Source organism: Bacteroidota bacterium (assembly GCA_016195025.1).
GTDB lineage: Bacteria > Bacteroidota > Bacteroidia > Palsa-948 > Palsa-948 > Palsa-948.
Window position 1 is genome coordinate 19,301 of sequence record JACQAL010000038.1, and the last position, 24,527, is coordinate 43,827.

The window sequence follows — 24,527 nt, forward strand, 5'->3', positions numbered from 1 at the left end:
ATTAGTATATTAGTACAGATTGGTAAATTAGTAGATAACAATTATGGCTGAAAGTAATTTCATAGATTACGTAAAAATCTGCTGCCGCTCGGGAAAAGGCGGAGCAGGCATGGTGCATTTTCATAGGGAAAAATTTGTTGACAAGGGCGGACCGGATGGTGGCGATGGAGGAAGAGGCGGTCATATTATCGTTCGCGGAAGTAAAAATGTCTGGACGCTTTTACATTTGAAATACCGTAAGCACGTGATTGCCGAAGAAGGAAACAAAGGCGAAGGAAGATTGCGTTCAGGAAAAAATGGCAAAGATGAAATTCTTGAAGTGCCGCTCGGAACAATTATCAAAGATGCGGAAAGCGGAGAAGTGGAAGCGGAAATTACAAAAGACGGAGAAGAAAAAATTATTTCTGCGGGCGGAAGAGGGGGAAAAGGAAATGCGCATTTTAAATCCGCTACCAATCAGGCGCCAAGAAATGCGCAGCCGGGCGAAGCAGGAAAAAACGAATGGAAAATTTTTGAACTGAAAGTTTTAGCCGATGTTGGACTTGTTGGTTTTCCCAATACAGGAAAATCTTCCCTGCTCTCGGTGGTTTCTGCAGCCAAACCTGAGATTGCAAATTATCCATTCACTACGCTCGTTCCGAATCTTGGAATTGTAAAGTACCGCGAGCATAAATCTTTTGTGATGGCAGATATTCCCGGAATTATTGAAGGCGCTGCCGAAGGAAAAGGATTGGGTTTGCGTTTTCTCCGACACATTGAAAGAAATTCTGTTTTGCTTTTTCTTGTTCCTTGCGATGCGAATGAGATTGTGAAGGAATATAAAATCTTGGTGAACGAACTAAAAAAATATAATCCCGAACTTTTAAAAAAAGAACGCGTACTCGGAATTTCAAAATGCGATATGCTCGATGAAGAACTTTTTTCCGAACTGAAAAAAGAACTGAAAAAGAAATTCAAAGAGAAAAAAATTCCTGTTGTTTATTTTTCTTCTCACACGCAAATGGGATTGATTGAATTAAAGGAGGTGCTGTGGAAATCCATTAATTCATAAACAACAATTCTTCTTATTTCTTTTTTATTTCTGGCGGAGCCATTTCCATATTTCTGTGCGGACGCTCCGGTCTTGGAAAAACCGGTGCAGGTTTTGGAAACATGTGCGGCTTTTCCGGTTTTGGCTGAGGCATAGGCGTTGGCTTCGGTGGAACTACGGGCGGTTCTTGTTTTGGCTGCGGAGAAGGAACTTGTTTCGGAGGAATTGATGGCGGTTCTCCTTTCGGCAATTTATCTTTTTTAGCAGGAGGATTTTTTTCCGGCTCCGGTTCTTTTGGTTTCTCCATTTTTTCCGGTTTCTTTTCTGAAGGATTTCTTTCTTTCAGGTTCACCACTTTTGCAGGCGCAGGTTTTTTTTTACCTTCGGCAGTTGGTTTTATCACCGGGCGATACATGCTGAGTTCATTCTTATTTATTTTCTGTCCGGGCTTTTCACTTTCTTTTACCACTAATGGAGTAATTGTTTTTCCTGTGGCTTTTTCAATTTCTTCTTTCTTCGGGCCCGAAACATAAGTTGTGTTTCTTGGTTTATCTTCGAAAGTATTTTTCACAACCGAAGTATTGTTATAAATTTTTTGATTGTCAGTTCGCGGACCATAGTAGGTGGAAATATTTTGAGCGCCTAAATATTGCTGGTCAACAAAAACCCATTGCTCAATTGGAATAGTATGCACAACTCCGAATGAAACACTCATGCCCGGAGCCATCGGAGCCCAGCCGCAATATCCTCCGCCCATTCTCCACATCACCCACGCAGGTCCCCAATAATAATCGGGCGTCCAAAGCCAACCATAAAGCGGGTCGAAAATCCAGCGGCCATAGTGAAAAGGCGCCCAGCCCCAGGGATAATATGAAATCCATGTCCATCCGAAATCAGCATATTCCCAATAGCCGTTTGAATAATAAGGCGAGAAATTTTTATAGCCAGCCGGCATCCACACATAACCGTATTCGGGATAATCTACCCAGTTTCCATAGGGAGAAAGTTCATCGTAAAAAACCTGAAAACTTACAGTTGCATATTGAGCGGCAATTTTTTCAGAAGAAATAATTTCAATAGTTACAGATAGCAACAAGGAAATAAATATTTTTTTAATGTTCTCATGATTCTTATTTCAACAAAGCAAATGCCATTAAAATATTTAATAGAAAAGGTTTTTTCCGGAAATATTTTTTCGTTTAGAGAAATTTTTTTCAAAATGAAAAATATTTTTTGACTATGAGGATTTACTAACTTCGCGTGAACTATGAAGTGTATTTATTATTGTTTCTATTTTTTTATTTTTTATTCCTGCTCTTCCGGAACGAAGAATGAAGCCGAAATCCCTGCGCCAATTAATACCGTTTCTTCAAAAGATACTTCCTTGCCCGGAGGAATTATCATTCATACAATAAAATGCAAAGCAGATTCTTCAATCAAGTATGCGTTGTATCTTCCGAAAAAATATCCTGTGAATGAAAAACTTCCCGTTATTTTCTTTTTTGACTCGCATGGAAGCGGAGAACTTCCTTTAAATAAGTATAAAGAGTTAGCAGAGAAATACGGATATATTCTTGCGGGCTCGAACAATTCTAAGAACGGAATGCGCTGGGAAGACAATGAGCCGCAGATAAAAATTTTTATGAATGATGTGAAGGAGAAAATAAATGTTGACGCAAAAAGAATTTATGCCTGCGGATTTTCGGGCGGCTCGCGTGTGGCAAGTTCGGTGGCAATTTTTGACGGAGGAATTTCAGGAGTGATTGGAATGGGCGCAGGGTTTCCTTCGCTCAGCGAGCCAATCAAAAATAAATTTGATTACATCGGCTTTGCCGGCAACGAAGATTTTAACATGAACGAAATGATTTCTCTCGCTGCGTCAATGGACAATTCATCCATTCGGCATCATCTGATTATTTTTAACGGAAAGCATGAATGGGCTCCTGCAGAAGAGGTGGAAAATGCTTTTCTCTGGTGCGAAATGAATGCAATGAAAGATGGATTGATTTCAAGAAAAGATTCGCTTGTAAATAATTTTATAAAAAGGAATGAAAGTAAAATAGATTCTTTGGAAAAGAGAAAAAATATTTATGATGAATTTATTTTGACTAAACGAATGGCAAATTTTCTCGATGGGCTCACCGATATTTCCTCCTGTAAAAAGAAAGCGAATGACTTAAAGAATTCTGAAGAGATGAAAAAGATTTTGCAGAAAAAAGAAAAACTTTCCAAAGAAGAAATGATGGCGCAGCAAGCATACAGAAATAATTTTCTTTTGAAAAATCTGGAATGGTGGACGAAAGAAATAAATTCTCTCAACCAAAAATTAAAAATTAAAAATGATTTGGAAAGTGCTGCTATGAATAAGCGCCTGTTGAGTTATCTGAGTTTGCTTGCGTATATGAATTGCTCCAATGCTCTTCAGCAACGTCAACTTGATTTGCTCGAAACGTATTTAAAAATTTATGAAATGGCTGAACCGAAAAATTCAGAACATCAATATATGTTTGCAGAGTTATACGCCATGAAAAATAATAACGACAAAACCATTTCTTATTTGCAGAATGCAGTTATACTCGGATTCAATGATAGTGCGCGAATGCAATCCGATACTTTATTTTCTTCCGTAAAAAATTCCGAAGCATTTTCAAAAATAATTGAAGAGATAAAAAACAATAAGCATGATTGATTTTCTGAAATCAGTTGACACACGGCTTTTTCTTTTATTTAACGGGCATCATACTCCGTTCATGGATAAAGTAATGAGTTTAGCTGGAGGAAAATTAACATGGATTCCTCTTTACATTTTGCTTTTGTTTTTTGTGTGGAGAAAAAAGCAGGAAAAAATGTGGCTGGTAGTTTTATCGGTTGCTATTCTTATTACGTTCTCTGACCAGATTTCTGTTCACCTGTTCAAAGAAACTTTTCAGCGCTACCGCCCTTGTCATAATCTTCTGCTTCAGGGAAAAGTTCAACTGATAAATGGCGAATGTGGCGGCTTGTACGGATTTGTTTCCAACCACGCTGCAAATTCTTTTGCATTGATAACTTTTCTCAGTTTATTTTTTCGGAAAGTGAGTATTGCGCTTTGCTTGTATCTTTGGGCAAGTTTTGTTTGTTACGGCCGCGTGTATGCAGGAGTTCATTATCCATTCGATATTGTTGGAGGAATGGCGCTTGGAATTTTTTTAGGACTTGTCACGTATAAATTATATAAGAACTTAGACAAAAAATATGCTCAATAATTTTCTTTATGTTTTTCTTGGCGGAGGAATAGGAAGCGCGGTTCGCTTCGGAATTGCTATGCTCATGGTAAATTATTACCGAGGAAGTTTTCCAATCGCCACTTTAATTTCAAATACACTGAGCTGTTTTTTTCTGGGGCTCACTGTTTTTTTAATGGGAGAAAAATTAAATTCCGATTTGCCAATTCGCTTTCTAATCATTACCGGATTCTGCGGAGGGTTCAGCACATTTTCTGCTTTCAGTTACGAGACAGTTGAAATGATTAAGGGCGGTTATAATTTATATGCAGCGTTGAATATTCTTCTCAGCATTTTGGTTTGCTTCGGAATAATGTCGATTTTCATTCGTTCAAATGCATGATGAAGAAATTAGATTTATACATCATCAAAAAATTTCTCGGAACATTTTTTCTTTCCATTGTTTTAATCCTGATGATTGTGGTGGTATTCGATATTTCCGAGCGCATGGAGGACTTCATAGCGAAAAAACCCCCGCTCAAAGAAATTATTTTCGATTACTATTTTAATTTTCTTCCCTTCTTCGCCAATCTTTTCAGCCCGCTGTTTACTTTTATTGCGGTGATTTATTTTACATCGCGCATGGCGTATCGCTCTGAAATAATTGCCATTCTCGGAAGCGGAGTGAGTTTCAAACGCCTGCTTCGCCCGTATTTACTTTCTGCAACCGCCATTGCGTTGCTTTCGCTTTATTTCAATCACTATGTAATTCCGAAGGCAAATAAAACCCGCCTTGCGTTTGAAGAAATTTATCTGCACAGCCCTTACCAGTTTTTAGACCGCAACATTCACGTGCGCATTGCGCCCGATACCTATGCCTACTTTGCCGCTTTCGATAACAACAGCGTGGCGGGTTCTTATTTCGCGCTTGAAAAAATTCAGGAGGGCAAGCGGAATTTTTATCTGAAGGCAGATAGGATTTTTTGGGACAGCATAAAGGGAAAATGGACGCTGCAGAATTTTTTTGAACGGAAAATTAACGGCATGAATGAAAAAATAAAAACCGGTTTGGCAATGGATACTATCATAAATATTTCTCCTGCCGAATTCAAGCGGAGAGAAAATCGCACCGAAGCCATGCAAACACCGGAACTCACGGGTTTTATTTCTGAAGAAAAACAAAAAGGGTCGCACCTTATTCCTTTTTATGAAGTGGAAAAATACAGGCGAAGTTCTTTTCCGTTTGCAACGTTTGTGCTCACGCTGATTGGCGCCACGGTTGCCAGCCGCAAAGTGCGTGGAGGAATTGGCTGGCACATAGGTGTAGGACTGACCATCAGTTTTTCGTATATACTTTTCATGCAGGTGAGCACCACCTTTGCCACCAACGGAGGAATGCCTGCGCTTATTGCCGTGTGGATTCCGAATGTGATTTTTACCGCGCTTGCTTTGTATATGCTCCGGTTTGCTCCGAAGTGATTTTATAAAATTCCTTCCGACACATGATAATTTGAAAAATATTTTTTTATTTTTTTTTCGCTTTCAAAAATTCCATACACAGCCGATCCGCTTCCGCTCATGGAAGCATAGAGCGCTCCATGGGAATAAAGTTTCTCTTTTATTTTTTTCAGTTCCGGATGTTTTGGAAAAATCACTTTTTCAAAATCGTTCACAATAGTTTCTTTCCACTTTTTAATAGGTAATTTGGAAGGTTGGAAGAATGGAAGGTTGGAAGGTTGGGGAGTTTTCCATTCTTCCATTCTTCCATTCTTCCATTCTTCCATCATTGAATATGCTTCAGCCGTGCTCACATGAATAGTTGGATAAACAACAGCAATGTGACAGCCGCTTAAATTTAATTGTATGGATTCAAGTTCATCTCCTTTGCCTTTTGCCAATGCGGGCTGGTTGCTGATGAAAAAAGAACAATCGCTTCCGAGTTGCCGCGCATAATGGTGAAGTTCTCCCCATGCCAATCCCAGTTCAAATTCTTCGTTCAGCAATTTGAGCATGAAGGCGCCATCAGCCGAGCCACCACCCAGCCCTGCCCCCATGGGAATTGCTTTGTGAAGAAAAATTTTTACCGCAGGAAGCGGAAAATCTTTTTTTAGAAGTTCGTATGCCTTCACGCATAAATTATTTTTTTCTTCTCCCTGAATTTTTATTCCCGAAATCAGAATTTCAATTTTTGACTTTTCCGTAAGGAGTCCTTCGGACTGACTTTTGACTTTTGACTTGGAAATTATTTCCAGCGCATCAAACAAAATTCCTTTCAGCGGCACCATCACCGTTTCAATATCGTGAAAGCCGTCTTCGCGCTTGCGGATAATTTTTAAACCGATATTTATTTTTGCGTTAGGAAAAGTAATCATAGTACGGATAACAAATCTTATGCGAATCTACGAATAACAACAAAAGATAATTTTTCACTTCTGACTTTTGAATTTTGTCTTTTGACTTCTTTCGTATATTCGTAGACAATTCGTTATCCGCACCTATGAATTATCTGGATTTTGAAAAACCCATTGCCGAACTCAGAGAGCAAATTGAAAAACTGAAGCAGACCGCGCAGAAAAGTAAAATAGATGTCAGCAAAACGGTTCTCGAACTTGAAACAAAAATAAAAGGCAAGCGCGCAGAAATTTTTTCCAACCTCACCCCCTGGCAGCGTGTTCAACTTTCCCGCCACCCCGACCGCCCTTATACATTGGATTATATAAATGCGCTCACCAAAGGAAATTTCATTGAGTTTGCAGGCGACCGGTTTGTGAAAGAAGATAAAGCAATGGTCGGTGGATTCGGTTCGCTTGATGGAAAAACAATCCTGTTCATCGGTCAGCAGAAAGGAAGAACAACGAAAGAACGGCAACTGCGGAATTTCGGAATGGCGAATCCTGAAGGATACAGAAAATCTTTGCGCCTCATGAAACTCGCAGAGAAATTTAACAAGCCCATCGTAACTTTGATTGATACTCCGGGCGCTTATCCCGGCATTGAAGCCGAAGAGCGCGGGCAAGCCGAAGCCATTGCGCGCAATCTCTATGAAATGGCGCGGCTGAAAGTTCCCGTTATCTGCATCATCGTTGGCGAAGGCGCATCGGGCGGTGCTCTTGGCATTGCAATTGGCGATAAAGTTTTGATGCTGGAAAACACCTGGTACTCGGTGATTTCTCCCGAATCGTGTTCTTCTATTTTATGGCGCAGTTGGGACTTCAAAGAAAAAGCAGCCGAAGCGCTTAAACTCACTGCGGAAGATATGCTGAAACAAAAACTCATTGACGGAATTATTCCCGAACCGCTCGGAGGTGCGCATACAAATCCCGAAGAAACGTATAACTTTGTCAAAAAAGAAATTCAAAAATATCTTGCGGAATTAGAAACTATAAATTCAGATGCGCGGATGAAAATGAGAGTTGAAAAATTCTGCTCCATGGGTGTAGTTGCAAGAGAAACCGTTTCAGGATAAAAAATATGTGCAGCAAATCACAATAAAAATATATCTTTGGCGCAACTTATTTAATAACCCCATAGTATGCTCAGAAAAATTTCTCCCATCACAATTTCTTTCGCTGCAATTTTTGTGGCGTTAGCAGGTTTATTTTTTTCTTCCTGCGGAGGAAGCAAGGAAGAAAATCCTGAACTAAAAGATTTTGAACAAACCACCGATACGGTTAGTTCACAAGTCAGAGTAGATTTTGATTTGATTCGCGTGAACATTCCCAAGCCGGCAGAATTAACATCCAAACTTTCCGCTGCAAAAATCGCCTACAACAAAAGTTTTCTTCTTCCATCGGGAAAAGCCGGAGGTTATTCTTCCAATTACCAGAAAGCAATCGGCATGGGCGCGCTGGGCGCTGATTTGGGAATTGCCGCTGCTTACAATCAGCCGCAGGATGCGCTGGAATATCTTACTCAAATCAGCAAACTCGCAACCGATCTTGGCATCAGCAGCGCATTTGACCCGGAGTTTTCAAAACAACTTCTTTCAAACATCAGCAAGCCCGATACTTTTAATATGATGCTTGATAAAGCCTTTGACAAAGCGGAAAAAAATCTTCGTTCCAATCAGCGCGTGGCAACAACCGTTATGCTCGTTACCGGAGGATGGGTGGAAAGCGTATTCATTTCCATTGAAGGGCTGAATACAAATCCAACAGGGGCGAACACGAAAGACATTTATAAAAACATTTCTGCGCATTGCAGTGCATTTACCTATATATATCAACTCCTCGAAGCATATAAAAGCAATGCCGATTGCGCAAAACTTTTGCAGGAAATGCAGCCGATGAAAACTATTTTTGCTTCCTATGCCCGTCCCGGCTGGAATGCGGATGGACTTCCTGCCCTGCGGGAAAAAGTTTCTGCTCTGAGAAATAAAATCACAAGTTAAAAAATGATACTGAAAAACAAAAAGTCCTCTGAAAATTTTTTAGAGGACTTTTTTTATCCCTAAGAAAAGAAAAACAATATGCCTTTCATATCAAATATTACCGCAAGACAAATTCTTGATTCAAGAGGAAATCCAACGGTGGAAGTGGATGTGCTGACCGATGCGGGAGCATTCGGAAGAGCGGCAGTTCCTTCCGGAGCATCCACCGGAAAGCACGAAGCGCTCGAACTTCGCGATGGAGAAAAAAATCAGTATCTCGGCAAAGGAGTTCAGAAGGCAGTGAACAATGTGAATACAGTTATCAAGCAAGAATTAAATGGTGCATATATTTTTGACCAGGGTGGAATTGATAAAAAAATGATTGCGCTCGATGGAACGGATAACAAAGAGAGTTTAGGGGCTAATGCAATGCTGGGCGTTTCGCTTGCTGTGGCGAAAGCCGCTGCGGAAGAATGCCGCCTGCCGCTTTTCAAATATATCGGTGGAGTGAATGCAAACACGCTTCCCATTCCGTTGATGAATATTCTGAACGGAGGCGCGCATGCGGATAACGGTTTGGATTTTCAGGAATACATGATAATGCCTGTGGGCGCGCCCACTTTCAGCGAAGGGTTGCGGATGGGCGTGGAAGTTTTTCATCACCTGAAAAAAGTTCTGAGGGAAAAAAACTTTTCTATTAATGTGGGCGATGAAGGCGGATTTGCTCCGAACATAAAATCAAATGAAGAAGCAATTAAATATGTTTTGAAAGCAATTGAATCGGCAGGATACAAACCCGGAAAAGATATTTACATCGCGATGGACGCTGCCTCTTCAGAATTTTATGATTCGAAAACAAAAAAATATATTTTCAAAAAATCTTCCGGAGAAAAACTTTCTTCTGCTGATATGGTAAACTTCTGGGCGGATTGGGTGAAAAAATATCCTATCGCTTCCATTGAAGACGGAATGGCGGAAGATGACTGGGATGGTTGGAAACTGATGACAGAAAAACTTGGGAAAAAAATTCAGATTGTCGGTGATGATTTATTTGTAACCAATGTTATCCGGCTTCAAAAAGGAATTGATGAAGGCGCTGCGAATTCAATTCTTGTAAAGGTGAATCAAATTGGAACACTGACAGAAACAATCAGCGCTGTGCAACTGGCGTATAAAAATTCTTACACAGCAGTAATGAGCCACCGCTCGGGTGAAACAGAAGATTCCACCATTGCAGATTTGGCAGTTGCATTGAATACAGGACAAATAAAAACCGGTTCTGCTTCCCGTTCAGACAGAGTTGCAAAGTACAATCAACTTTTGAGAATTGAAGAACAACTCGGTGAAGCAGCAGTTTATCCCGGCAAAGATTTTAAATACTTAAAATAAATAAATGTCATTTCGACCAAAGGGAGAAATCTCATTACTATAATTGCAAATTATCAGGAGATTCCTCACTGCGTTCGGAATGACAAATCCCAAATAACATGGACACATTACAGGAAAAATTCGGAGAGAAAGCGCTGCCCATTGCGGCTGATGTAAAAGCGTTCATCAAAGAGCACGGAGAAAAAAAGTTGGGTGAATACACCATCGCGCAAACTTACCAGGGCATGAAAGGAATTGTCGGGCTGATTACCGAAACTTCCAAACTCGATCCGGAAGAAGGAATCCGTTTTCGCGGCTACAGCATTCCTGAACTCCGCGACAAACTTCCTAAAGCGCCAAAAGGTTTTGAACCGCTTCCCGAAGGAATTTTTTATCTCATGTTAATGGGAGAACTTCCCAGCAAAGATGATGTGATGAATGTTTCAAATAATTGGGCAAGACGTTCCATTGTTCCGCGCCACGTGTTTGACACGATTGATCATTTACCAATCAACACGCATCCAATGACGATGTTCAGCATTGGAGTGATGGCGCTTCAGACAGAATCTGAATTCGCGGAAGCCTATCACAAAGGCATCAGCAAAAAAGTTTATTGGGAATATACCTATGAGGACGCGATGAATTTAATTGCCCGCCTGCCGCGTGTGGCTGCCTATATATATAGGAAGAAATATCACAAGGACGATCACATTGAGCCCGACCCAAAACTGGATTGGGCGGCAAACTTCGCTCACATGCTCGGTTATAATTCCATTGATGTAAGAAGATTGATGAGGTTATATTTGACGATTCACGCTGATCACGAAGGTGGAAATGTTTCCGCGCACGCAACACATTTGGTTGGTTCTGCCTTGAGCGATCCGTATTTATCTTTTGCCGCAGGATTAAATGGTTTGGCTGGTCCGCTTCATGGTCTTGCAAATCAGGAAGTGGTTCACTGGATTTTTGAAATGCAGGAAGAACTCAAAACAAAACTTCCCACGGAAAAACAAATTGCTGATTATATCAAAAAAACTTTGGAAGAAGGAAAAGTAGTTCCGGGTTATGGTCACGCGGTGCTGAGAAAAACCGATCCTCGCTTCACCGCGCAGCAGGATTTTTATAACCGCTACATAAAAAAAGACGGACAAGTGAGCGAACTTTGTGAAATTGTGCAGATGATATATAAAGTTGCTCCGCCAATTTTGGAAGGAACCGGAAAAATAAAAAATCCCTGGCCAAACGTTGACGCGCACAGTGGAGCATTGCTCATGCACTACGGAATAAAAGAGTTTGAATATTACACCGTGCTCTTCGGAGTTTCGCGAGCACTGGGTGTAATGGCTTCTTTAATCTGGGACAGAGTGCTTGGCCTGCCGATTGAACGTCCGGGTTCTATTACCATTGATGCGTTGAAAAAGAAAGTTGGAGTTACTGCGTAGATGTTCAAGTCTTCTCAACATTTTATTGAAGCGCTTGAAAAAGCCGGAGAACTCATCCGCATTAGAGAATTTGTAAATCCCGAATTGGAAATTGCAGAAATAGTTGACAGGATTTCAAAATCACAACACAACAAAGCTTTATTATTTGAGAACACTGGAAAAGATTTTCCCCTTCTAATCAACGCCATGGGTTCTGAAAAAAGAATGTGCATGGTTTTGAGAGTGGAAAAGTTGGATGATGTAGCAAAGGACATCGAAAAACTTTTTCATTCGCTTACTTCTCCAAAGAATTCTTTGTCAGATAAACTAAAAATGCTTCCTGAACTGGGAAAAATTTCTTCCTGGATGCCGAAAACCAAATCAGGCAGAGGGGAATGCCAGGAAGTAGTAATGGAAAATACCGACATCACAAAATTTCCTGTGATGAAATGCTGGCCGCACGATGGCGGAAAATTTTTAACGCTTCCTGTCATTCATACTGTTTCTCCTGAAACCGGAATAAGAAATGTCGGCTTGTACAGAATGCAGGTGTTCGGACCGAAACTCACCGCGCTTCACTGGCACAAGCATAAAGTTTCTGCCGGGCATTTTAATGAATATAAAAAACTCGGCAAACGAATGCCTGTTGCAGTTGCGCTGGGCGGTGACCCGCTCTATGTTTTTTCTGCTGCTTGTCCGCTTCCGCCAAACTTTGATGAATATATGTTCACCGGCTTTCTACGGAAGAAAAAAGTGGAACTAGTAAAATGTTTAACACAGGAGATGTATGTGCCTGCCGATGCGGATATAATTATTGAAGGATATGTTGACCCCAATGAAGAATTTATTTTAGAAGGACCATTTGGCGACCACACCGGATATTATTCTCTCGCAGATTATTATCCGAAATTTAATATTACTTGTATCACGCATAAGAAGAATCCGGTTTATCCTTCCACGATTGTTGGAATTCCTCCGCAGGAAGATGCCTGGATGGGAAAAGCTATTGAACGGATTTTTCTTGCTCCTATCAAGATGACAATCCTCCCAGAAATAATTGACATGCACATGCCGGTGGAAGGTGTATTTCATAATCTTGTCATCGTGAAAATTAAAAATGAATATGAAGGCCACGCGCAGAAAGTAATGAATGCCATGTGGGGAGCGGGGCAAATGATGTTCAATAAGATTTTAGTGATTGTGGATGGAGAAACAAATATTCATAATTATGAAGAAGTCGCGAAAGCAATTTCAGAGAATGTAAATCCTGCCGATGATATTTATTTTTCGCAAGGCCCCATGGATGTGCTCGACCATGCCTGCTCTAAGTTTGCGTTTGGAGGAAAACTTTGTTTAGATGCAACAACAAAGTCTCAAGTTCCAAGTTCCAAGTTCCAAGTTCCAAGTCAAATACAAAATATCAAGCAACAATTTCCAGAAATAATTGCAATCAATGATTCACTTTTGCAAAAAGGAATTTCGGTTGTATTTATTTCTGTGAAGAAGAATAGAAAGAATCATATTAAAGAACTGAATGAAAAACTTTTTTTCTTAAAAGAGTTTGCAGGAGTTAAGTTTGTAATTTATGTAGAAGACAAGGCAGATATTTCAGATATCAAAGATTGCATCTGGCGTTTCGCAAATAACTTTGACCCTAAGCGTGATTCTTTTCTCTATGAAAATGGAATTGGATTGGATGGAACGCGAAAGACAAAAGAGTTTGATAATTTTAACAGACCCTGGCCCAATATTATTTGCGCAGATGAAGCAACAATAAAATCTGTTGATGAAAAGTGGAAAAAAATGTTCGGAGAAAAAAGTTCCTTCATACAATCACCTTCTTTGAAATATAGAAAGCAACTTTATGCCGGTGGAGCGGTAGCGGAAGAATGAACTTTTACTTGGCTTCCTTCGCAATCTCCTCCACTGCTTTCACAAACCTGTCCAAATCTTTTGTGGAAGTATAAACGCTCGGAGTTACGCGCAAGCCATGCACATTTTCCCAGTTAATGGTGATGACGTGAATTTTATATTTATCCAAAAGTTTCGCTTCAATGTCTTCGGGCTTCCATCCTTCAATGGAAAAAACACAAAGCGCGCAGGAGTGTTTCGGATTTTTTGACGTGTGAATTTTTACTTTCGGATTTTTTGTAACTTTTTCAACCCAGTACTCTTTAAGGAAACGCAGGCGTTCTTCTTTTCTTTTTGCGCCAATCACATTGTGAAAATCCACAGCCGCACCAATCGCCATTTCGCTGGCGAACGAGCGCGTGCCAAGGTTTTCAAATTTCCGTATGTCGTCTTCCTTTTGCGTATCGGGCGCGGAAAGCAGGGGCCAGATGTTTTTTATTTTTTCTTTCCTTATATATAGCAGTCCGCTTCCAAACGGAGCGCAGAGCCATTTATGTAAACTCACTCCGGCATAATCGCAGTTCAAATCGGAAAACTTAAAATCAATTTGCGCAAACGAATGCGCGGTGTCGGCAAGCACATCAATGCCGCGTTTCTTCGCTTCATCGGCAATCATGCGCGCGGGTAAAATATTTCCGCTCCAGTTCACCATGTGCGTGATGTGAACGAGTTTTGTTTTGTCCGTGAATTGGTCGGTGAACTGCTTCGTAATTTTAGCATCGTCTTCTTCGGGCAGCAGCAACTCAATTCTTTTTATCACCACTCCTTCTCTTTTCTCGCGCTGCTTCCATGCGTTCACCATGTTCGGATAATCCATTTTGCTTGTTACTATTTCATCGCCTGCTTTCAGGTTCAATCCGAAAATGCATGTGTTCAATCCCTCTGTCGAATTCCGGTTAATTGCAATTTCATCGGGCGAACTTCCCGCAAGGTCGGCAAGTTTTTCGCGAAGCGCTTCTCTTCCCTGGTCCAAAATGCGCCACATATAATAGGAAGGACCTTCGTTGCACATCTGGTAATATTTTATGTGCGCGTCCTGCACAATTTTTGGCTGAGGAGAAACTCCGCCATTGTTCAGGTTGAGAAGATTGGGTGAAACGGTGAACTGCTCCTTAATCCATCCCCAGAAATCTTCATCGGAAGACGAAGCATCCGGTAGAAGCAAAGAATTTTTTTCCGCGCGCTTCTGAAATTCTTTCGCGAAAGATGAATTGGTAATTTCCAGAAACGGAAATGCGCCCGTGAAACAGGCGGCTTGCTTGAGAAAGTTTCTACGTGATGGCATGTGAAATTTTTCCCGAAGGTGAGAAATGTTTTGGAACTGCCAAAAATTATTTCGTGGTGTCTTGATTCTTCTTCTCCTTATAAAATGATTTTATACCGGGAACAGCCATGGATTCCGGCATCTTCTTTCCCTTATACCATTGCCAGCCGAAGAATCCGATAAGAATAATTAAGAAGGGAATAAAGAACGAGCGCGATAATCCTTCGGCAGAAATAAAAGTAAATGCCCTGTTCCACCGGAATTTTTTTATTCCCGAAACAAACGGGTCGAGCGACATCCAGATGAAAACTCCTTTTCCCACCACGTGGTCTTCGGGAACAAAACCCCAGTAGCGCGAGTCGAGCGAATTATGACGATTGTCTCCCATCATCCAGTAATAATCTTGTTTGAAAGTGTAGGCGTTTGCTTCGGCTCCGTTGATATAAATTTTTCCATCCTTCACTTTCAAATCATTTTTTTCATAGAGAGAAATAATTCTTTCCCACAAAGGCAAACTATCTATGGTTAATTTAACAGTCACTCCTTTTTTCGGAATCACAAGCGGACCAAAATTATCTCTGTTCCATTTGAACTTTGGTGAGTGAGGAAAAACATCATCTACTAATTCTGCGAGCCCTTCGGCATTGAAAGAACCTTCAATCATTTGTGGCAAGTATTCTCCTGGCTGATAATGTTGCACAGATATTTCTTTAATAGCAGAAAACTGTTTTAATTTTTCTTTATTTTTTTCTGTTAGAGGATATGAAAGTTGAAAGCTATCTCTTGAAGGTTGGCTTCCTTCATATAATTCTAGATCTTCAGCTTTTTTAGGATTCAATATTCCTTCTAACTTAATATCATAATTAAATTGAGCTGTAGAAGCGAAATATGCTTCTTTTCCATTGATTAGAAGTTTTCTATTTATAATCTGTAGAGTATCTCCAGCAATTGCAACACAGCGTTTAATATAGTTGTCCTCTTTATCGACTGGACGATAAATAACAGTATAATTTTGTTTTATCCATTGTCGTGGATCTATATTTAATTTTTTCATTTTAAACTCTCTTTCTTTAATTCTAACTCTTGAATAATAACTTTCATTTGATCTTTCTAATTCAACCGTATCTCCTTCCGGAAAATTAAAAACAACCACATCGTTACGTTTCACTTTTCCAAAACCGGGAAGGCGATAATAAGGAAGCTGTACACTTTCCACATACGATTTTTTCCCCATGAAACTGCTGTGAACAAATGGAATTGAAAGTGGTGTCATCGGAATTCTCGGACCATAACTTAATTTGCTGACGAATAAATAATCTCCGTTGAGCAAAGTTCTTTCCATTGAAGAAGAAGGAATGGTGAATGCTTCGATGAGAAAAGTGCGGATGATGGTTGCGGCAATCACGGCAAACACAATTGCGTCTGCCCATTCGCGGATGGTTCCTCGTTTTAATTTGTCTTTGTCTGAATATCCAACTATTTTCAGATTACTGAATCCAAGATAGGGTAAGTAGATAAAAGGAAAAAGCCACGCGCCCAAGTGGTCAACAAAACTTCTTTTTCCGAAAACATTTGCAAGGTCAGCGCGCATCAGGAGAAGCGCAATCATGTTAATAAACGGAATCACCAAAAAAATCATCCACCACTTTGGTTTGCCGATAATCTTTAACCAGATTGTATAATTATAAAAAGGGACAAGCCCTTTCCATCCGGGATAACCTGCTTTCTCAAAAATTTTATAGAGGCCGATAAAAGGAAGTATAACACCGAGAAGAAAAAGTAGGATGAGTAAATTCATATTGGCAAAAATATTTTATTATTTCGAGCGACTAAGTTAATTAATGTTAAAGGTTCAGCAAGTCGTTCATTCCAAAAATTCCTTTCTTCCCCTTCACAAACTCTGCTGCGAGAACTGCACCGAGCGCGAAACCTTTTCTGCTATGCGCTTTGTGCATAATTTCAATATTGTCAACGGTAGAATGGTATTTTACAATGTGCGTTCCCGAAATTTCTCCTTCGCGCTTTGAAATAATTTCCAATTCATTTTCTTTTTCAGTTTTTGAATTTACCCATTTAGTTTTCTTCGAGATGGTTTGCATTACTTGATTTGCGAGAGAAATTCCTGTTCCGCTCGGAGAATCTAATTTATGAATGTGATGAATTTCCTCTATGGAGATTTTATAATCGGGATAGTTGTTCATCATCTTCGCCAGGCATTCATTAACTTTGAAAAAAATATTTACTCCCACGCTAAAGTTGGAAGCATAAAACAAACATCCATTTTTTTGGTTGCAAATCTTTTTTATTTCTTCCAATTTATCATACCAGCCGGTTGTGCCAACCACCACAGGAACTCCCGCATCAAAACATTTATTCATATTTGAAATCGCAGTATGCGGAGTGGAAAACTCAATTGCAGAATCACATTTTTTCAAATCTTCTTTCAAAAATGTTTCGGCATTGTGCACATCAACCTTCAAAATAATTTCATGCCCGCGCTGAAGAGCGAATTGTTCAATTTCTTTCCCCATTTTTCCGTAGCCAAAGAGTGCGATTTGCATTTGAAAAAAAATTGAAAGCGAAGATACGATTAGAATCGTAATGTCATAGTCAAACCAAGCGCAGGGTTTTTCTGAGAAGTTAAATTTATGCTGGGGAAAATTTTCATAGAAAGATTATCGCTCACGTCAAAAGTTTTCAGTTGCGCATCCACATACGCATCCACAATATTCAGCGTGTAAAATAAACTTGTTAGAATTACGCTCAGGTCGCGGTATCTTCGGTAATAGGCAACCTGCTCTTTGAGTTGCGTTTCGTCATAATAAGGATAGAGGTCAATCGTGTTTGGGTCATTATCGGTTTTGTAAATGTAGGCCTGCTTGTATTGCCTGTATAACTTATTATTGAAATCAAAAAAATAAATTGTGGAGCCCATCGTAGCATACACAATGGGAATCTTCCAGTATTTTTTGTTGTATGCCTGTCCGAGTCCGGGAATGACTGCGGAAAATATCATGGCTTTCTTTGGAGAATGAATAGAAACTTTTTTCTTTTCCGCAGAAGAAGAAATTGTTTTGACAGAAGTTTTTGCTGTGTCCTGAGAAAAAAGAAATGAAAAAAGTAGAAAGTGAAAAGCAAAAAGTAAAAAAAATGGAAGCGAAAAAGATTTAGTCAAGTTCAAGAATAGATTTGATTCTTTTGAGAGTTTGTTCATTGAAGTGAATCACTATTTTTCCTTCTTTATCATTATTTTTTTCGAAAAATACTTTTGTCTTAAACAAATCTGCAAGGTCTTCGCTTAATTTTTGTTCCTCAAATGAAAGAGCGGCTGTTTTATTCTTTTGACTTTTGACTTTTGACTTTTGACTTGGCTGCTTTCCCGAATAATTCCTCGCGTATTCCTCAATTCTTCTCACCGACAATTCATTTTTCAGAATATCATTCAGAATTTTTATTTGCGCTGCAGAATCATTGACCGAAAGCAACGCGCGCGCGTGTCCCATTGAAATTTTTTTATCGCGCAGCGCTGCCTGAATTTGTTCCGGAAGTTTCAGTAGGCGTAAAAAATTTGTAACCGTAGTTCTGTCCTGTCCGACTTTTTGGCTGAGTTGTTCCTGTGTCAAATTGCATTCTTCAATCAAACGTTTGTAGCCGAGCGCAATTTCAATGGAGTTTAAATCTTCGCGCTGAACATTTTCCACCAGCGCCATCTCAAGCATTGTTTTATCATTTGCAATACGGATGAAGGCGGGAATTTCTTCCAGCCCTGCCAACTGTGACGCGCGGAATCTTCGTTCACCGGAAATAATCTGAAATTTATTTGTAGAAACTTTTCGAACAGTAATCGGCTGAATCAATCCATATTCTTTTATTGACTGCGAAAGTTCAAGCAACGCCTGTTTTTCAAATTCATTTCTCGGCTGAAAAGGATTTGCTTCTATTTGCGAGAGAGAAATATTTGCAACTGTTCCTGCAATGGCAGAATTTCCACTTGCAATTCTCGATGCTGAAGATATTTCAGAAGAAGAATCTTCGAGCAATGCGCTGAGTCCTTTTCCGAGTGAAGTTCGCCTTGTCATTTTGCTAATATACTATGAATTTTCTGGTAACGAAGTAATGAATCTTGGTACGAATTTCACAAATGACATTTTTTGCTTTTCGTATCGTTTCGTTTTTCGAAGATTTTTATTCTTCCGCTATATTGATAATTCTCTCCGCCTCTGTCAAGCGGGTAAGTTCGTTCTTCTGCAGAATTTCCCGCGCGAGGTTGAGATAATTTACAGCCGCGCTGCTGCCTGCATCGTGCATGATAATTGTTTCACCGAAACTTGGCGCTTCGGCTGCGCGAACGTTGCGGTGAATAATCGTATCGAAAACAATATTCTGAAAATGCAATTTCACTTCTTCCACCACTTGCTTGGAAAGATTCAGGCGCGAGTCGAACATGGTGAGAAGAATTCCTTCGAGGGCAAGTTCGGAATTTAATTTATGCTGAACAATTTTTATTGTGTTCAGCAATTTTCCCAAACCTTCGAGCGCAAAATATTCACACTGCACGGGAACAATTACGGAATCGGAAGCACAAAGCGAATTTACAGTTACGAGCCCGAGCGAAGGCGAGCAGTCAATGATGATGAAATCGAATTTATTTTTCAGTTTCTCAAAAACTTTTTTCATCATATATTCTCGGTTCGGCTGGTTGATGAGTTCAATTTCTGCTCCCACCAAATCAATATTCGCAGGAAGAAGTTTCAGGTGCGGTGTTTGTGTTTTCAGAATTGCTTCCGAAGGGTCAATATCATTCAGCATGCATTCATAAATTGTTCCTCCCACTTTTTTCGGGTCGAAGCCAACTCCTGTAGTTGCGTTGCCCTGCGGGTCGGCATCAACAAGCAACGTTTTATGTTCAAGCACCGCGAGCGAAGCGGCAAGATTTATTGCGGTGGTGGTTTTTCCAACTCCGCCTTTCTGATTTGCAATTGCAATGATTTTTCCCATAAGGATTTTCTTTTGTAATAAAATTTATTGTGGTAAAAGTACTCTGAAATGATTTTGAAGCGAAGCGAAACTATAAACAATGGCGTGTTAATTACCCTGTGTTGAAAACGCTAATGAATTGTTAATAGCGAACCGGAAAAAAGTTTAGCAGGATTGAAACTTCATCAGCTCTTCGTACAATTCTTTTACCGGAAGCCCCATCACATTGAAATAAGAGCCGATAATTTTTTTCACGCCCACATATCCAATCCATTCCTGTGCTCCGTATGCGCCTGCTTTGTCAAAAGGTTTGTAGTTGCTCACGTAAAAATGAATTTCTTTCTCAGAAAGTTTTTTGAAAAATACTTTTGTCGCCACACAAAAAATTTTTTGCTTTTGATTTGTTGTTAGAGAAACGCCTGTATAAACAACATGCATTTTTCCGGAAAGAAGTTTGAGCATTTGAACTGCTTCAGAATAATTTGCAGGCTTGTTCAACACTTTATTTTTTATCCAAACGATTGTATCGGCAGTAATCAGCAAATCATTCTTCTTTAATTCATCTTTGAATGCTTCCGCTTTCTTTTTACAGAGATAAAAAGCAATTTGTTTTCCTTTCAGTTTTTGAGGAAAAGATTCATCTACATCTTTTGTCCTAATCTCAAAATCTAATCCGAGTTCTTTCAAAAGAAATTTCCTTCGCGGAGATTTTGAAGCGAGAATGATATGATATTTTTTGAGTTTATTGCTGAGCATTTATTGAAGCAAAAGAAATCGAAATAAAAACAAATAACAAATTCCAGCGAGCATAATAAATTTTACCAGCATGCTTGCGAAGTGAAATTGTTTTTTCTCGTGCGATTTTAAAATCCGGAAGACAAGAATCAAAAGTGGAATCTGGACAAGGATTAAAAAATAAAGGAAAGAATATTTATCCTTTAATTGCTCGTGAAGATAATTTTGTCCGTATGCGACTCCTGCCATTGTGAGAATGATTAGTGGATAAAGAATGAGTTTTGCTTTTTTCATTCCCAGTACTATCGGAATTGTTCTGCAGCCGTATTCTTTATCGCCTTCCACATCTTCCATGTCTTTTATCATTTCGCGGATGAGAGAAAGTGCGAACGCAAAAATTCCATAGGCACCGCATAAAAGCAGAATAGTAGTAGTAGCAGCAAATCCGTATTTGGAAAGTTGCTGAATAAGTTGCGTGTTGTATGCGAGAATGATTCTTGGAATTTCAAAAAGCGCTACCATAAACGGAACTATTCCTGTGAGAAACGATACAACCAAATTCCCTGTGAGAAATTTATATTTAAAAGTTGTAGAATAAAACCAAAGTGCAATTACCGAAATTGTAAACAGAACTCCGCCTGTGATGAGAATATGACTTTTCCAGGAAAGAAAAATTCCAATCAGCACTCCGAGAACGCTTAAAACAGCATGCGCGCCCATTGCAACTCTGCGTTTCACTTCTTTGTCTATCACATTTTCATCGGGCTTGTTGATGTTGTCAATGCGCACATCAAAATAATCGTTGATGATGTATCCGCCCGCAGAAACAAAAACAGTTGCGAGAACGAGTAACGCAAATTCCCATTCTTTCATCTGCAATTCAAATCCGGAAAGTTTAAGAATCGGTTGAAGCAAACAAAACCGAATCATGTATTGCGTGAAGGCAATGATGAGCAGGTTGGGAAAACGGATTAATCGCAGAAAAGCAATCACGATTTTTTGTTTTGCGCTCTGAGAATGCTTGCGCTGAGAAGTTTGTAAAGTGTTTTATAATTTTTATCCGGAAGAAGTTTCAGATGGGCGCTCATTGTTTTCTTGTCATTTCGTTTTGCCGGACCGGTTTGGGCTGCTTTGGGATTTTTCATTCCGCTTTGAACGGTAGATAGCATGAGCGGACCAAATAATTCAAATGGTAAATTATATTTTTTCAGAAGTGTTTCTGCTAAAACATAAAGATGATTCGGAAAATTATTTACCCATACCGCGCCAAGATGGAGAACTCTTCTCTGCTTTGAATTAAAAGAATAAACTTTATCGCTTAAATCGTTTGCAAGTTTTTTCAAAATCTTTTCAGATGATGGATTGCTTGCTTCAATCACCAGAGGAACTTTTTTAAAATCTATTTTGCTTCTTAACTGAATGGTTTGCGCCTGCCACAGCACTCCGCAATTTTTAAATTTCTTTTTAAGAATTGAAATATCTGTTGCGCCCGAAGTGTGAATGACAAATTTATTTTTTATCGCAGGCATTTGTTTTATTACTTCAGCAATTGCGTCATCTTTTACCGCAATGATGTAAACATCTGCAGGAAAATGCGCAATTGCTTCCAGCGATTTTCCCCATGCACATTTTAATTCTTTTCCTAATTTATTTGCGTGAAGAATATTCGGACTGTAAACAAAAACAATTTTATGTCCGCATTGCCTGAATGCTTTGCCGAGTTGTGTGGCCACATTGCCTGAGCCGATCAGAAAAATTCTCATTCTGTTTTTCTTTTTAACCGTCTGCGAATCGCCATCACCGTTCCGATGATCATGATGATGCAGCCCATCCACAACACATTTATATAGGGGAAAACAATTGCTTTCATCACAATGAAATCTTTTTTATCAGATTTTTTTTCTGAAACGGAAATGTCCACTTTTCCTGTTTCAGGATTTATCTGCCAGAAGGCGAATTTTAATCCGAGTTCATCTACTTTCGCTTCGATGACATTTGGAATGCTGTCGGTTATATAATAGATGGGCATTGCGCTGTGAACTTTTCCATACACATCTAAAATTTTCAGATTTGCTCCTACAATAATATCTGCTTTTTGTATTCCAAGTTTTTCTTTGTCGAGGGCTGTAGTAAGATTTCCAAGAACGATAATACTGTTCTTTGAAAAAAATGTATCTCCTTTTGCAATGTTGTTGTTATGCGGTTCAGAATATTCATCCGAAGAATTATTTTCCTTATTGATGTTTTCCAGATCTGCATAAGTAATATGTGTGTAAATATCTTTTTTCCAAAAATGTTTCGTGTCAGGTTCTGCCACATTTCCCATTTGCTGGTTGAGTTGTATGCGCGGACTAAGAATGAATGCGCTGGAATATTTTCCACCTTCCTCTTTCTTCAGATATTCAACATCGTAAAAAATATTCACGCCTTCTTTTCTTTTGTCTTTGTAAGTGACATAATAATCTCCCATCTTCACCGTATCATTTTTCGCCAGAAGAATATTTTCCCTGTTTGAAAAATCTTTTCCGAAAATTTCAACATCGCCTTTCTGGTTGATGGATATTTTTTCACTGCGTGAAGTGGAGATCATTGCGCCCAGCAGGATCATTCCGAAGCCAATGTGGGCAACTGAAGCGCCTGCATGGTCAAATTTTCCTTTTAATATTTTGAAAAAATAGTTCATGTTTCCTAAGATGGCAAACAGGCACGCAAATAAAAGAGCAGAATAGAAAACAGTTCTTCCTTGAGAAAACCAATTGAAATGAAAACTGATGGCTATAGCAATCACCAAAGCAATTCCCATCGGTATAGAAATGATTTTCAGAAATTCTTTTGAATCTGTTTTTTTGTATTTAAGAAATTGTACGGAAGCAATCAGAATCAAAACTAAAATTGCAAACGGAATCTGCCACTGGTGATAATGCTGAATCACTTTTCCTTCGGCTGGCGGAGCCATGTTGGTTCCGAAAACTTTATTGATGACGGGAATGGAAGTGGTGAGTGAAATCTGAAAAGCCGCAATCAAAAGTACAAGCGCTCCGATCAACATCCAGAACTCTCGCGACCAAATACTGTCTTCGTGTTCTTCTCTCGGAAGTTTTTTGAAATTCATAATGAGAAGAGTAATTGCAAGCAGCGTAAAAAATCCTAAATAAATTAAAAGTTGCCCGCTCATTCCTAAATCTGTAAATGCGTGAACGGAAGTGTCTCCTAAAATTCCGCTGCGAGTGAGAAGAGTAGAGTAGAGGACAAGAATAAAAGCGATGAGCGCAAGAAAATGTGTTGCAAATAAAGATTGCCCTTTGTTTTTGTGAATCATCATCACGTGTCCGGCACCAACAAGCGTGAGCCAGGGAACGAGCGAAGCATTTTCTACGGGATCCCACGCCCAAAAACCTCCGAACGAAAGCGCTTCGTATGCCCACGCGCCTCCCATGAGAACTCCTGTTCCCAAAACCATGATTCCGAAAAATGTCCAGGTGAGCGCGGGCTTTTGCCACTCGTTAAATTTTTTCTTCCACAATCCTGCGATTGCAAATGCAAATGGAATTACTGTGGAAGCGAATCCTAAAAATAAAGTCGGAGGATGAATCACCATCCAGTAATTCTGCAGAAGAGGATTCAAACCTTTTCCATCCAACTTAGAAAGATAATTTGCATTCTGAACAAAAGGCAAATCTTTGAACTGCGGATGTTCCCGTAGAAGAACCGCAAAAGGATTGCTGCCGACTTTATATCCGAGCACATAAATTCCAAGTAACATGGAAGTAAGGAAAACTTGCACGAGAGAAACGGTGGTGAGCACGGGCGCTTCCCAATCTTTTGAACGTTTCATTAAAAAAGTTCCGAGCACTGCGTTCCAGAAGATCCATAGGAGAAAACTGCCTTCCTGTCCTTCCCAGAAACAGGAAGCGATGTAGCGCAGCGGCATTGTTTTGTTGGAATGATGCCAGATGTATTCATACTCAAAATAATGCCCGATGAGCATGACGAAAAGTGTTCCCACCATTCCGAAAACAGAAAGTGTGTGAATTAAAAAAGACCAGCGAGCGATTTTTTTCCAGCCCTCACCCTGTCCCTCTCCCGAAGGGAGAGGGGAATTAGCAGCAGAGAAATAAGAAAGTGAACAGAGCAGAGCTGAGACAAAAGAAATAATTACAAAAATATTTCCGAGTTGACCAGCCCAAAGATGTTCACCAATATACTGCATGCAAAAATTTTATCTACGAATTTACTAATTGGTACTAAT

22 protein-coding genes are annotated in these 24,527 nt (G+C 39.6%); 10 read left to right on the forward strand and 12 right to left on the reverse strand.

Features of this window, described 5'->3' with window-relative positions; translation table 11 throughout:
* Positions 1-43 precede the first annotated feature (43 nt).
* Positions 44-1,051, forward strand: a complete 1,008-nt coding sequence (gene obgE, locus HY063_07775) for a GTPase ObgE (GenBank protein ID MBI3501678.1) — start codon at positions 44-46, stop codon at positions 1,049-1,051.
* A 13-nt stretch (positions 1,052-1,064) separates the two neighbouring features.
* On the opposite strand, the gene HY063_07780 is transcribed toward obgE, so the two are convergent.
* Positions 1,065-2,126, reverse strand: coding sequence for a hypothetical protein (locus HY063_07780; GenBank protein MBI3501679.1), 1,062 nt, complete (start codon positions 2,124-2,126; stop codon positions 1,065-1,067).
* Between the two features lie 171 nt (positions 2,127-2,297).
* Between HY063_07780 and HY063_07785 the strand changes: the two genes are divergently transcribed.
* The 4 genes from HY063_07785 to HY063_07800 are packed head-to-tail and all read left to right on the forward strand — an operon-like array spanning position 2,298 to position 5,712.
* Positions 2,298-3,719, forward strand: a complete 1,422-nt coding sequence (locus tag HY063_07785; GenBank protein MBI3501680.1) for a hypothetical protein — start codon at positions 2,298-2,300, stop codon at positions 3,717-3,719.
* Entirely contained in the window at positions 3,712-4,275 is a 564-nt protein-coding gene (locus HY063_07790) for a phosphatase PAP2 family protein (protein MBI3501681.1), read from the forward strand. Before HY063_07785 ends, HY063_07790 begins: the two co-directional genes overlap by 8 nt.
* On the forward strand, positions 4,265-4,636 hold the full coding sequence (locus tag HY063_07795) for a CrcB family protein (protein MBI3501682.1): 372 nt from the start codon (positions 4,265-4,267) through the stop codon (positions 4,634-4,636). Before HY063_07790 ends, HY063_07795 begins: the two co-directional genes overlap by 11 nt.
* The gene (locus HY063_07800) at positions 4,636-5,712 is read left to right on the forward strand and encodes an LptF/LptG family permease (GenBank protein MBI3501683.1); all 1,077 of its coding nucleotides are present in this window, start codon (positions 4,636-4,638) and stop codon (positions 5,710-5,712) included. Before HY063_07795 ends, HY063_07800 begins: the two co-directional genes overlap by 1 nt.
* Before the next feature lie 2 nt (positions 5,713-5,714).
* On the opposite strand, the gene HY063_07805 is transcribed toward HY063_07800, so the two are convergent.
* A complete protein-coding gene (locus tag HY063_07805; GenBank protein ID MBI3501684.1) occupies positions 5,715-6,605 on the reverse strand; it encodes a 4-(cytidine 5'-diphospho)-2-C-methyl-D-erythritol kinase in 891 nt (296 codons plus the stop codon).
* A gap of 125 nt (positions 6,606-6,730) precedes the next feature.
* On the opposite strand from HY063_07805, the gene HY063_07810 reads away from it, so the two are divergent.
* The 5 genes from HY063_07810 (at position 6,731) to HY063_07830 (ending at position 13,284) form a co-directional block, all read left to right on the forward strand.
* Positions 6,731-7,699, forward strand: a complete 969-nt coding sequence (locus HY063_07810; GenBank protein MBI3501685.1) for an acetyl-CoA carboxylase carboxyltransferase subunit alpha — start codon at positions 6,731-6,733, stop codon at positions 7,697-7,699.
* A gap of 66 nt (positions 7,700-7,765) precedes the next feature.
* Complete coding sequence (locus HY063_07815; protein MBI3501686.1) at positions 7,766-8,623, forward strand: hypothetical protein; 858 nt, start codon at positions 7,766-7,768, stop codon at positions 8,621-8,623.
* A 78-nt stretch (positions 8,624-8,701) separates the two neighbouring features.
* On the forward strand, positions 8,702-9,991 hold the full coding sequence (gene eno, locus HY063_07820) for a phosphopyruvate hydratase (protein MBI3501687.1): 1,290 nt from the start codon (positions 8,702-8,704) through the stop codon (positions 9,989-9,991).
* Between the two features lie 98 nt (positions 9,992-10,089).
* A complete protein-coding gene (locus HY063_07825) occupies positions 10,090-11,412 on the forward strand; it encodes a citrate (Si)-synthase (GenBank protein MBI3501688.1) in 1,323 nt (440 codons plus the stop codon).
* The gene (locus HY063_07830; protein ID MBI3501689.1) at positions 11,413-13,284 is read left to right on the forward strand and encodes a menaquinone biosynthesis decarboxylase; all 1,872 of its coding nucleotides are present in this window, start codon (positions 11,413-11,415) and stop codon (positions 13,282-13,284) included.
* Positions 13,285-13,288: 4 nt separating this feature from the next.
* On the opposite strand, the gene HY063_07835 is transcribed toward HY063_07830, so the two are convergent.
* The 10 genes from HY063_07835 to ccsA all read right to left on the reverse strand — a co-directional run bounded on the left by HY063_07835 (position 13,289) and on the right by ccsA (position 24,488).
* Positions 13,289-14,587 (reverse strand): aminotransferase class V-fold PLP-dependent enzyme, encoded by a 1,299-nt coding sequence (locus tag HY063_07835; protein MBI3501690.1) that lies wholly within the window; start codon positions 14,585-14,587, stop codon positions 13,289-13,291.
* 46 nt (positions 14,588-14,633) lie between these two features.
* Positions 14,634-16,364, reverse strand: a complete 1,731-nt coding sequence (gene lepB, locus HY063_07840; GenBank protein MBI3501691.1) for a signal peptidase I — start codon at positions 16,362-16,364, stop codon at positions 14,634-14,636.
* 46 nt (positions 16,365-16,410) lie between these two features.
* Positions 16,411-17,127, reverse strand: coding sequence for a 4-hydroxy-tetrahydrodipicolinate reductase (gene dapB / locus HY063_07845; protein ID MBI3501692.1), 717 nt, complete (start codon positions 17,125-17,127; stop codon positions 16,411-16,413).
* A gap of 29 nt (positions 17,128-17,156) precedes the next feature.
* Positions 17,157-17,741, reverse strand: a complete 585-nt coding sequence (locus HY063_07850; GenBank protein ID MBI3501693.1) for a hypothetical protein — start codon at positions 17,739-17,741, stop codon at positions 17,157-17,159.
* Positions 17,734-18,645, reverse strand: coding sequence for a ParB/RepB/Spo0J family partition protein (locus tag HY063_07855; protein MBI3501694.1), 912 nt, complete (start codon positions 18,643-18,645; stop codon positions 17,734-17,736). Before HY063_07855 ends, HY063_07850 begins: the two co-directional genes overlap by 8 nt.
* A 106-nt stretch (positions 18,646-18,751) precedes the next feature.
* Positions 18,752-19,564 (reverse strand): ParA family protein, encoded by an 813-nt coding sequence (locus HY063_07860; protein MBI3501695.1) that lies wholly within the window; start codon positions 19,562-19,564, stop codon positions 18,752-18,754.
* A 144-nt stretch (positions 19,565-19,708) separates the two neighbouring features.
* Entirely contained in the window at positions 19,709-20,299 is a 591-nt protein-coding gene (gene maf / locus HY063_07865) for a septum formation protein Maf (protein MBI3501696.1), read from the reverse strand.
* Positions 20,300-21,271 carry a geranylgeranylglycerol-phosphate geranylgeranyltransferase gene (locus tag HY063_07870; protein MBI3501697.1) on the reverse strand — a complete coding sequence of 324 codons (972 nt, stop codon included), beginning with the start codon at positions 21,269-21,271 and terminating at the stop codon, positions 20,300-20,302.
* Positions 21,268-22,041 (reverse strand): DUF2520 domain-containing protein, encoded by a 774-nt coding sequence (locus HY063_07875; protein ID MBI3501698.1) that lies wholly within the window; start codon positions 22,039-22,041, stop codon positions 21,268-21,270. The genes HY063_07870 and HY063_07875 overlap by 4 nt, the downstream gene beginning before the upstream one ends.
* Positions 22,038-24,488, reverse strand: a complete 2,451-nt coding sequence (ccsA, locus tag HY063_07880; GenBank protein MBI3501699.1) for a cytochrome c biogenesis protein CcsA — start codon at positions 24,486-24,488, stop codon at positions 22,038-22,040. Before ccsA ends, HY063_07875 begins: the two co-directional genes overlap by 4 nt.
* Positions 24,489-24,527: the final 39 nt, after the last annotated feature.

Coding starts and splice junctions, on each gene's coding strand:
- obgE (MBI3501678.1), top strand. CDS start 44: ATGGCTGAAAGTAATTTCATAGATTACGTAAAAATCTGCTGCCGCTCG.
- HY063_07785 (MBI3501680.1), top strand. CDS start 2,298: ATGAAGTGTATTTATTATTGTTTCTATTTTTTTATTTTTTATTCCTGC.
- HY063_07790 (MBI3501681.1), top strand. CDS start 3,712: ATGATTGATTTTCTGAAATCAGTTGACACACGGCTTTTTCTTTTATTT.
- HY063_07795 (MBI3501682.1), top strand. CDS start 4,265: ATGCTCAATAATTTTCTTTATGTTTTTCTTGGCGGAGGAATAGGAAGC.
- HY063_07800 (MBI3501683.1), top strand. CDS start 4,636: ATGAAGAAATTAGATTTATACATCATCAAAAAATTTCTCGGAACATTT.
- HY063_07805 (MBI3501684.1), bottom strand. CDS start 6,605: ATGATTACTTTTCCTAACGCAAAAATAAATATCGGTTTAAAAATTATC.
- HY063_07810 (MBI3501685.1), top strand. CDS start 6,731: ATGAATTATCTGGATTTTGAAAAACCCATTGCCGAACTCAGAGAGCAA.
- HY063_07815 (MBI3501686.1), top strand. CDS start 7,766: ATGCTCAGAAAAATTTCTCCCATCACAATTTCTTTCGCTGCAATTTTT.
- eno (MBI3501687.1), top strand. CDS start 8,702: ATGCCTTTCATATCAAATATTACCGCAAGACAAATTCTTGATTCAAGA.
- HY063_07825 (MBI3501688.1), top strand. CDS start 10,090: ATGGACACATTACAGGAAAAATTCGGAGAGAAAGCGCTGCCCATTGCG.
- HY063_07830 (MBI3501689.1), top strand. CDS start 11,413: ATGTTCAAGTCTTCTCAACATTTTATTGAAGCGCTTGAAAAAGCCGGA.
- HY063_07835 (MBI3501690.1), bottom strand. CDS start 14,587: ATGCCATCACGTAGAAACTTTCTCAAGCAAGCCGCCTGTTTCACGGGC.
- lepB (MBI3501691.1), bottom strand. CDS start 16,364: ATGAATTTACTCATCCTACTTTTTCTTCTCGGTGTTATACTTCCTTTT.
- dapB (MBI3501692.1), bottom strand. CDS start 17,127: ATGCAAATCGCACTCTTTGGCTACGGAAAAATGGGGAAAGAAATTGAA.
- HY063_07855 (MBI3501694.1), bottom strand. CDS start 18,645: ATGACAAGGCGAACTTCACTCGGAAAAGGACTCAGCGCATTGCTCGAA.
- HY063_07860 (MBI3501695.1), bottom strand. CDS start 19,564: ATGGGAAAAATCATTGCAATTGCAAATCAGAAAGGCGGAGTTGGAAAA.
- maf (MBI3501696.1), bottom strand. CDS start 20,299: ATGCTCAGCAATAAACTCAAAAAATATCATATCATTCTCGCTTCAAAA.
- HY063_07875 (MBI3501698.1), bottom strand. CDS start 22,041: ATGAGAATTTTTCTGATCGGCTCAGGCAATGTGGCCACACAACTCGGC.
- ccsA (MBI3501699.1), bottom strand. CDS start 24,488: ATGCAGTATATTGGTGAACATCTTTGGGCTGGTCAACTCGGAAATATT.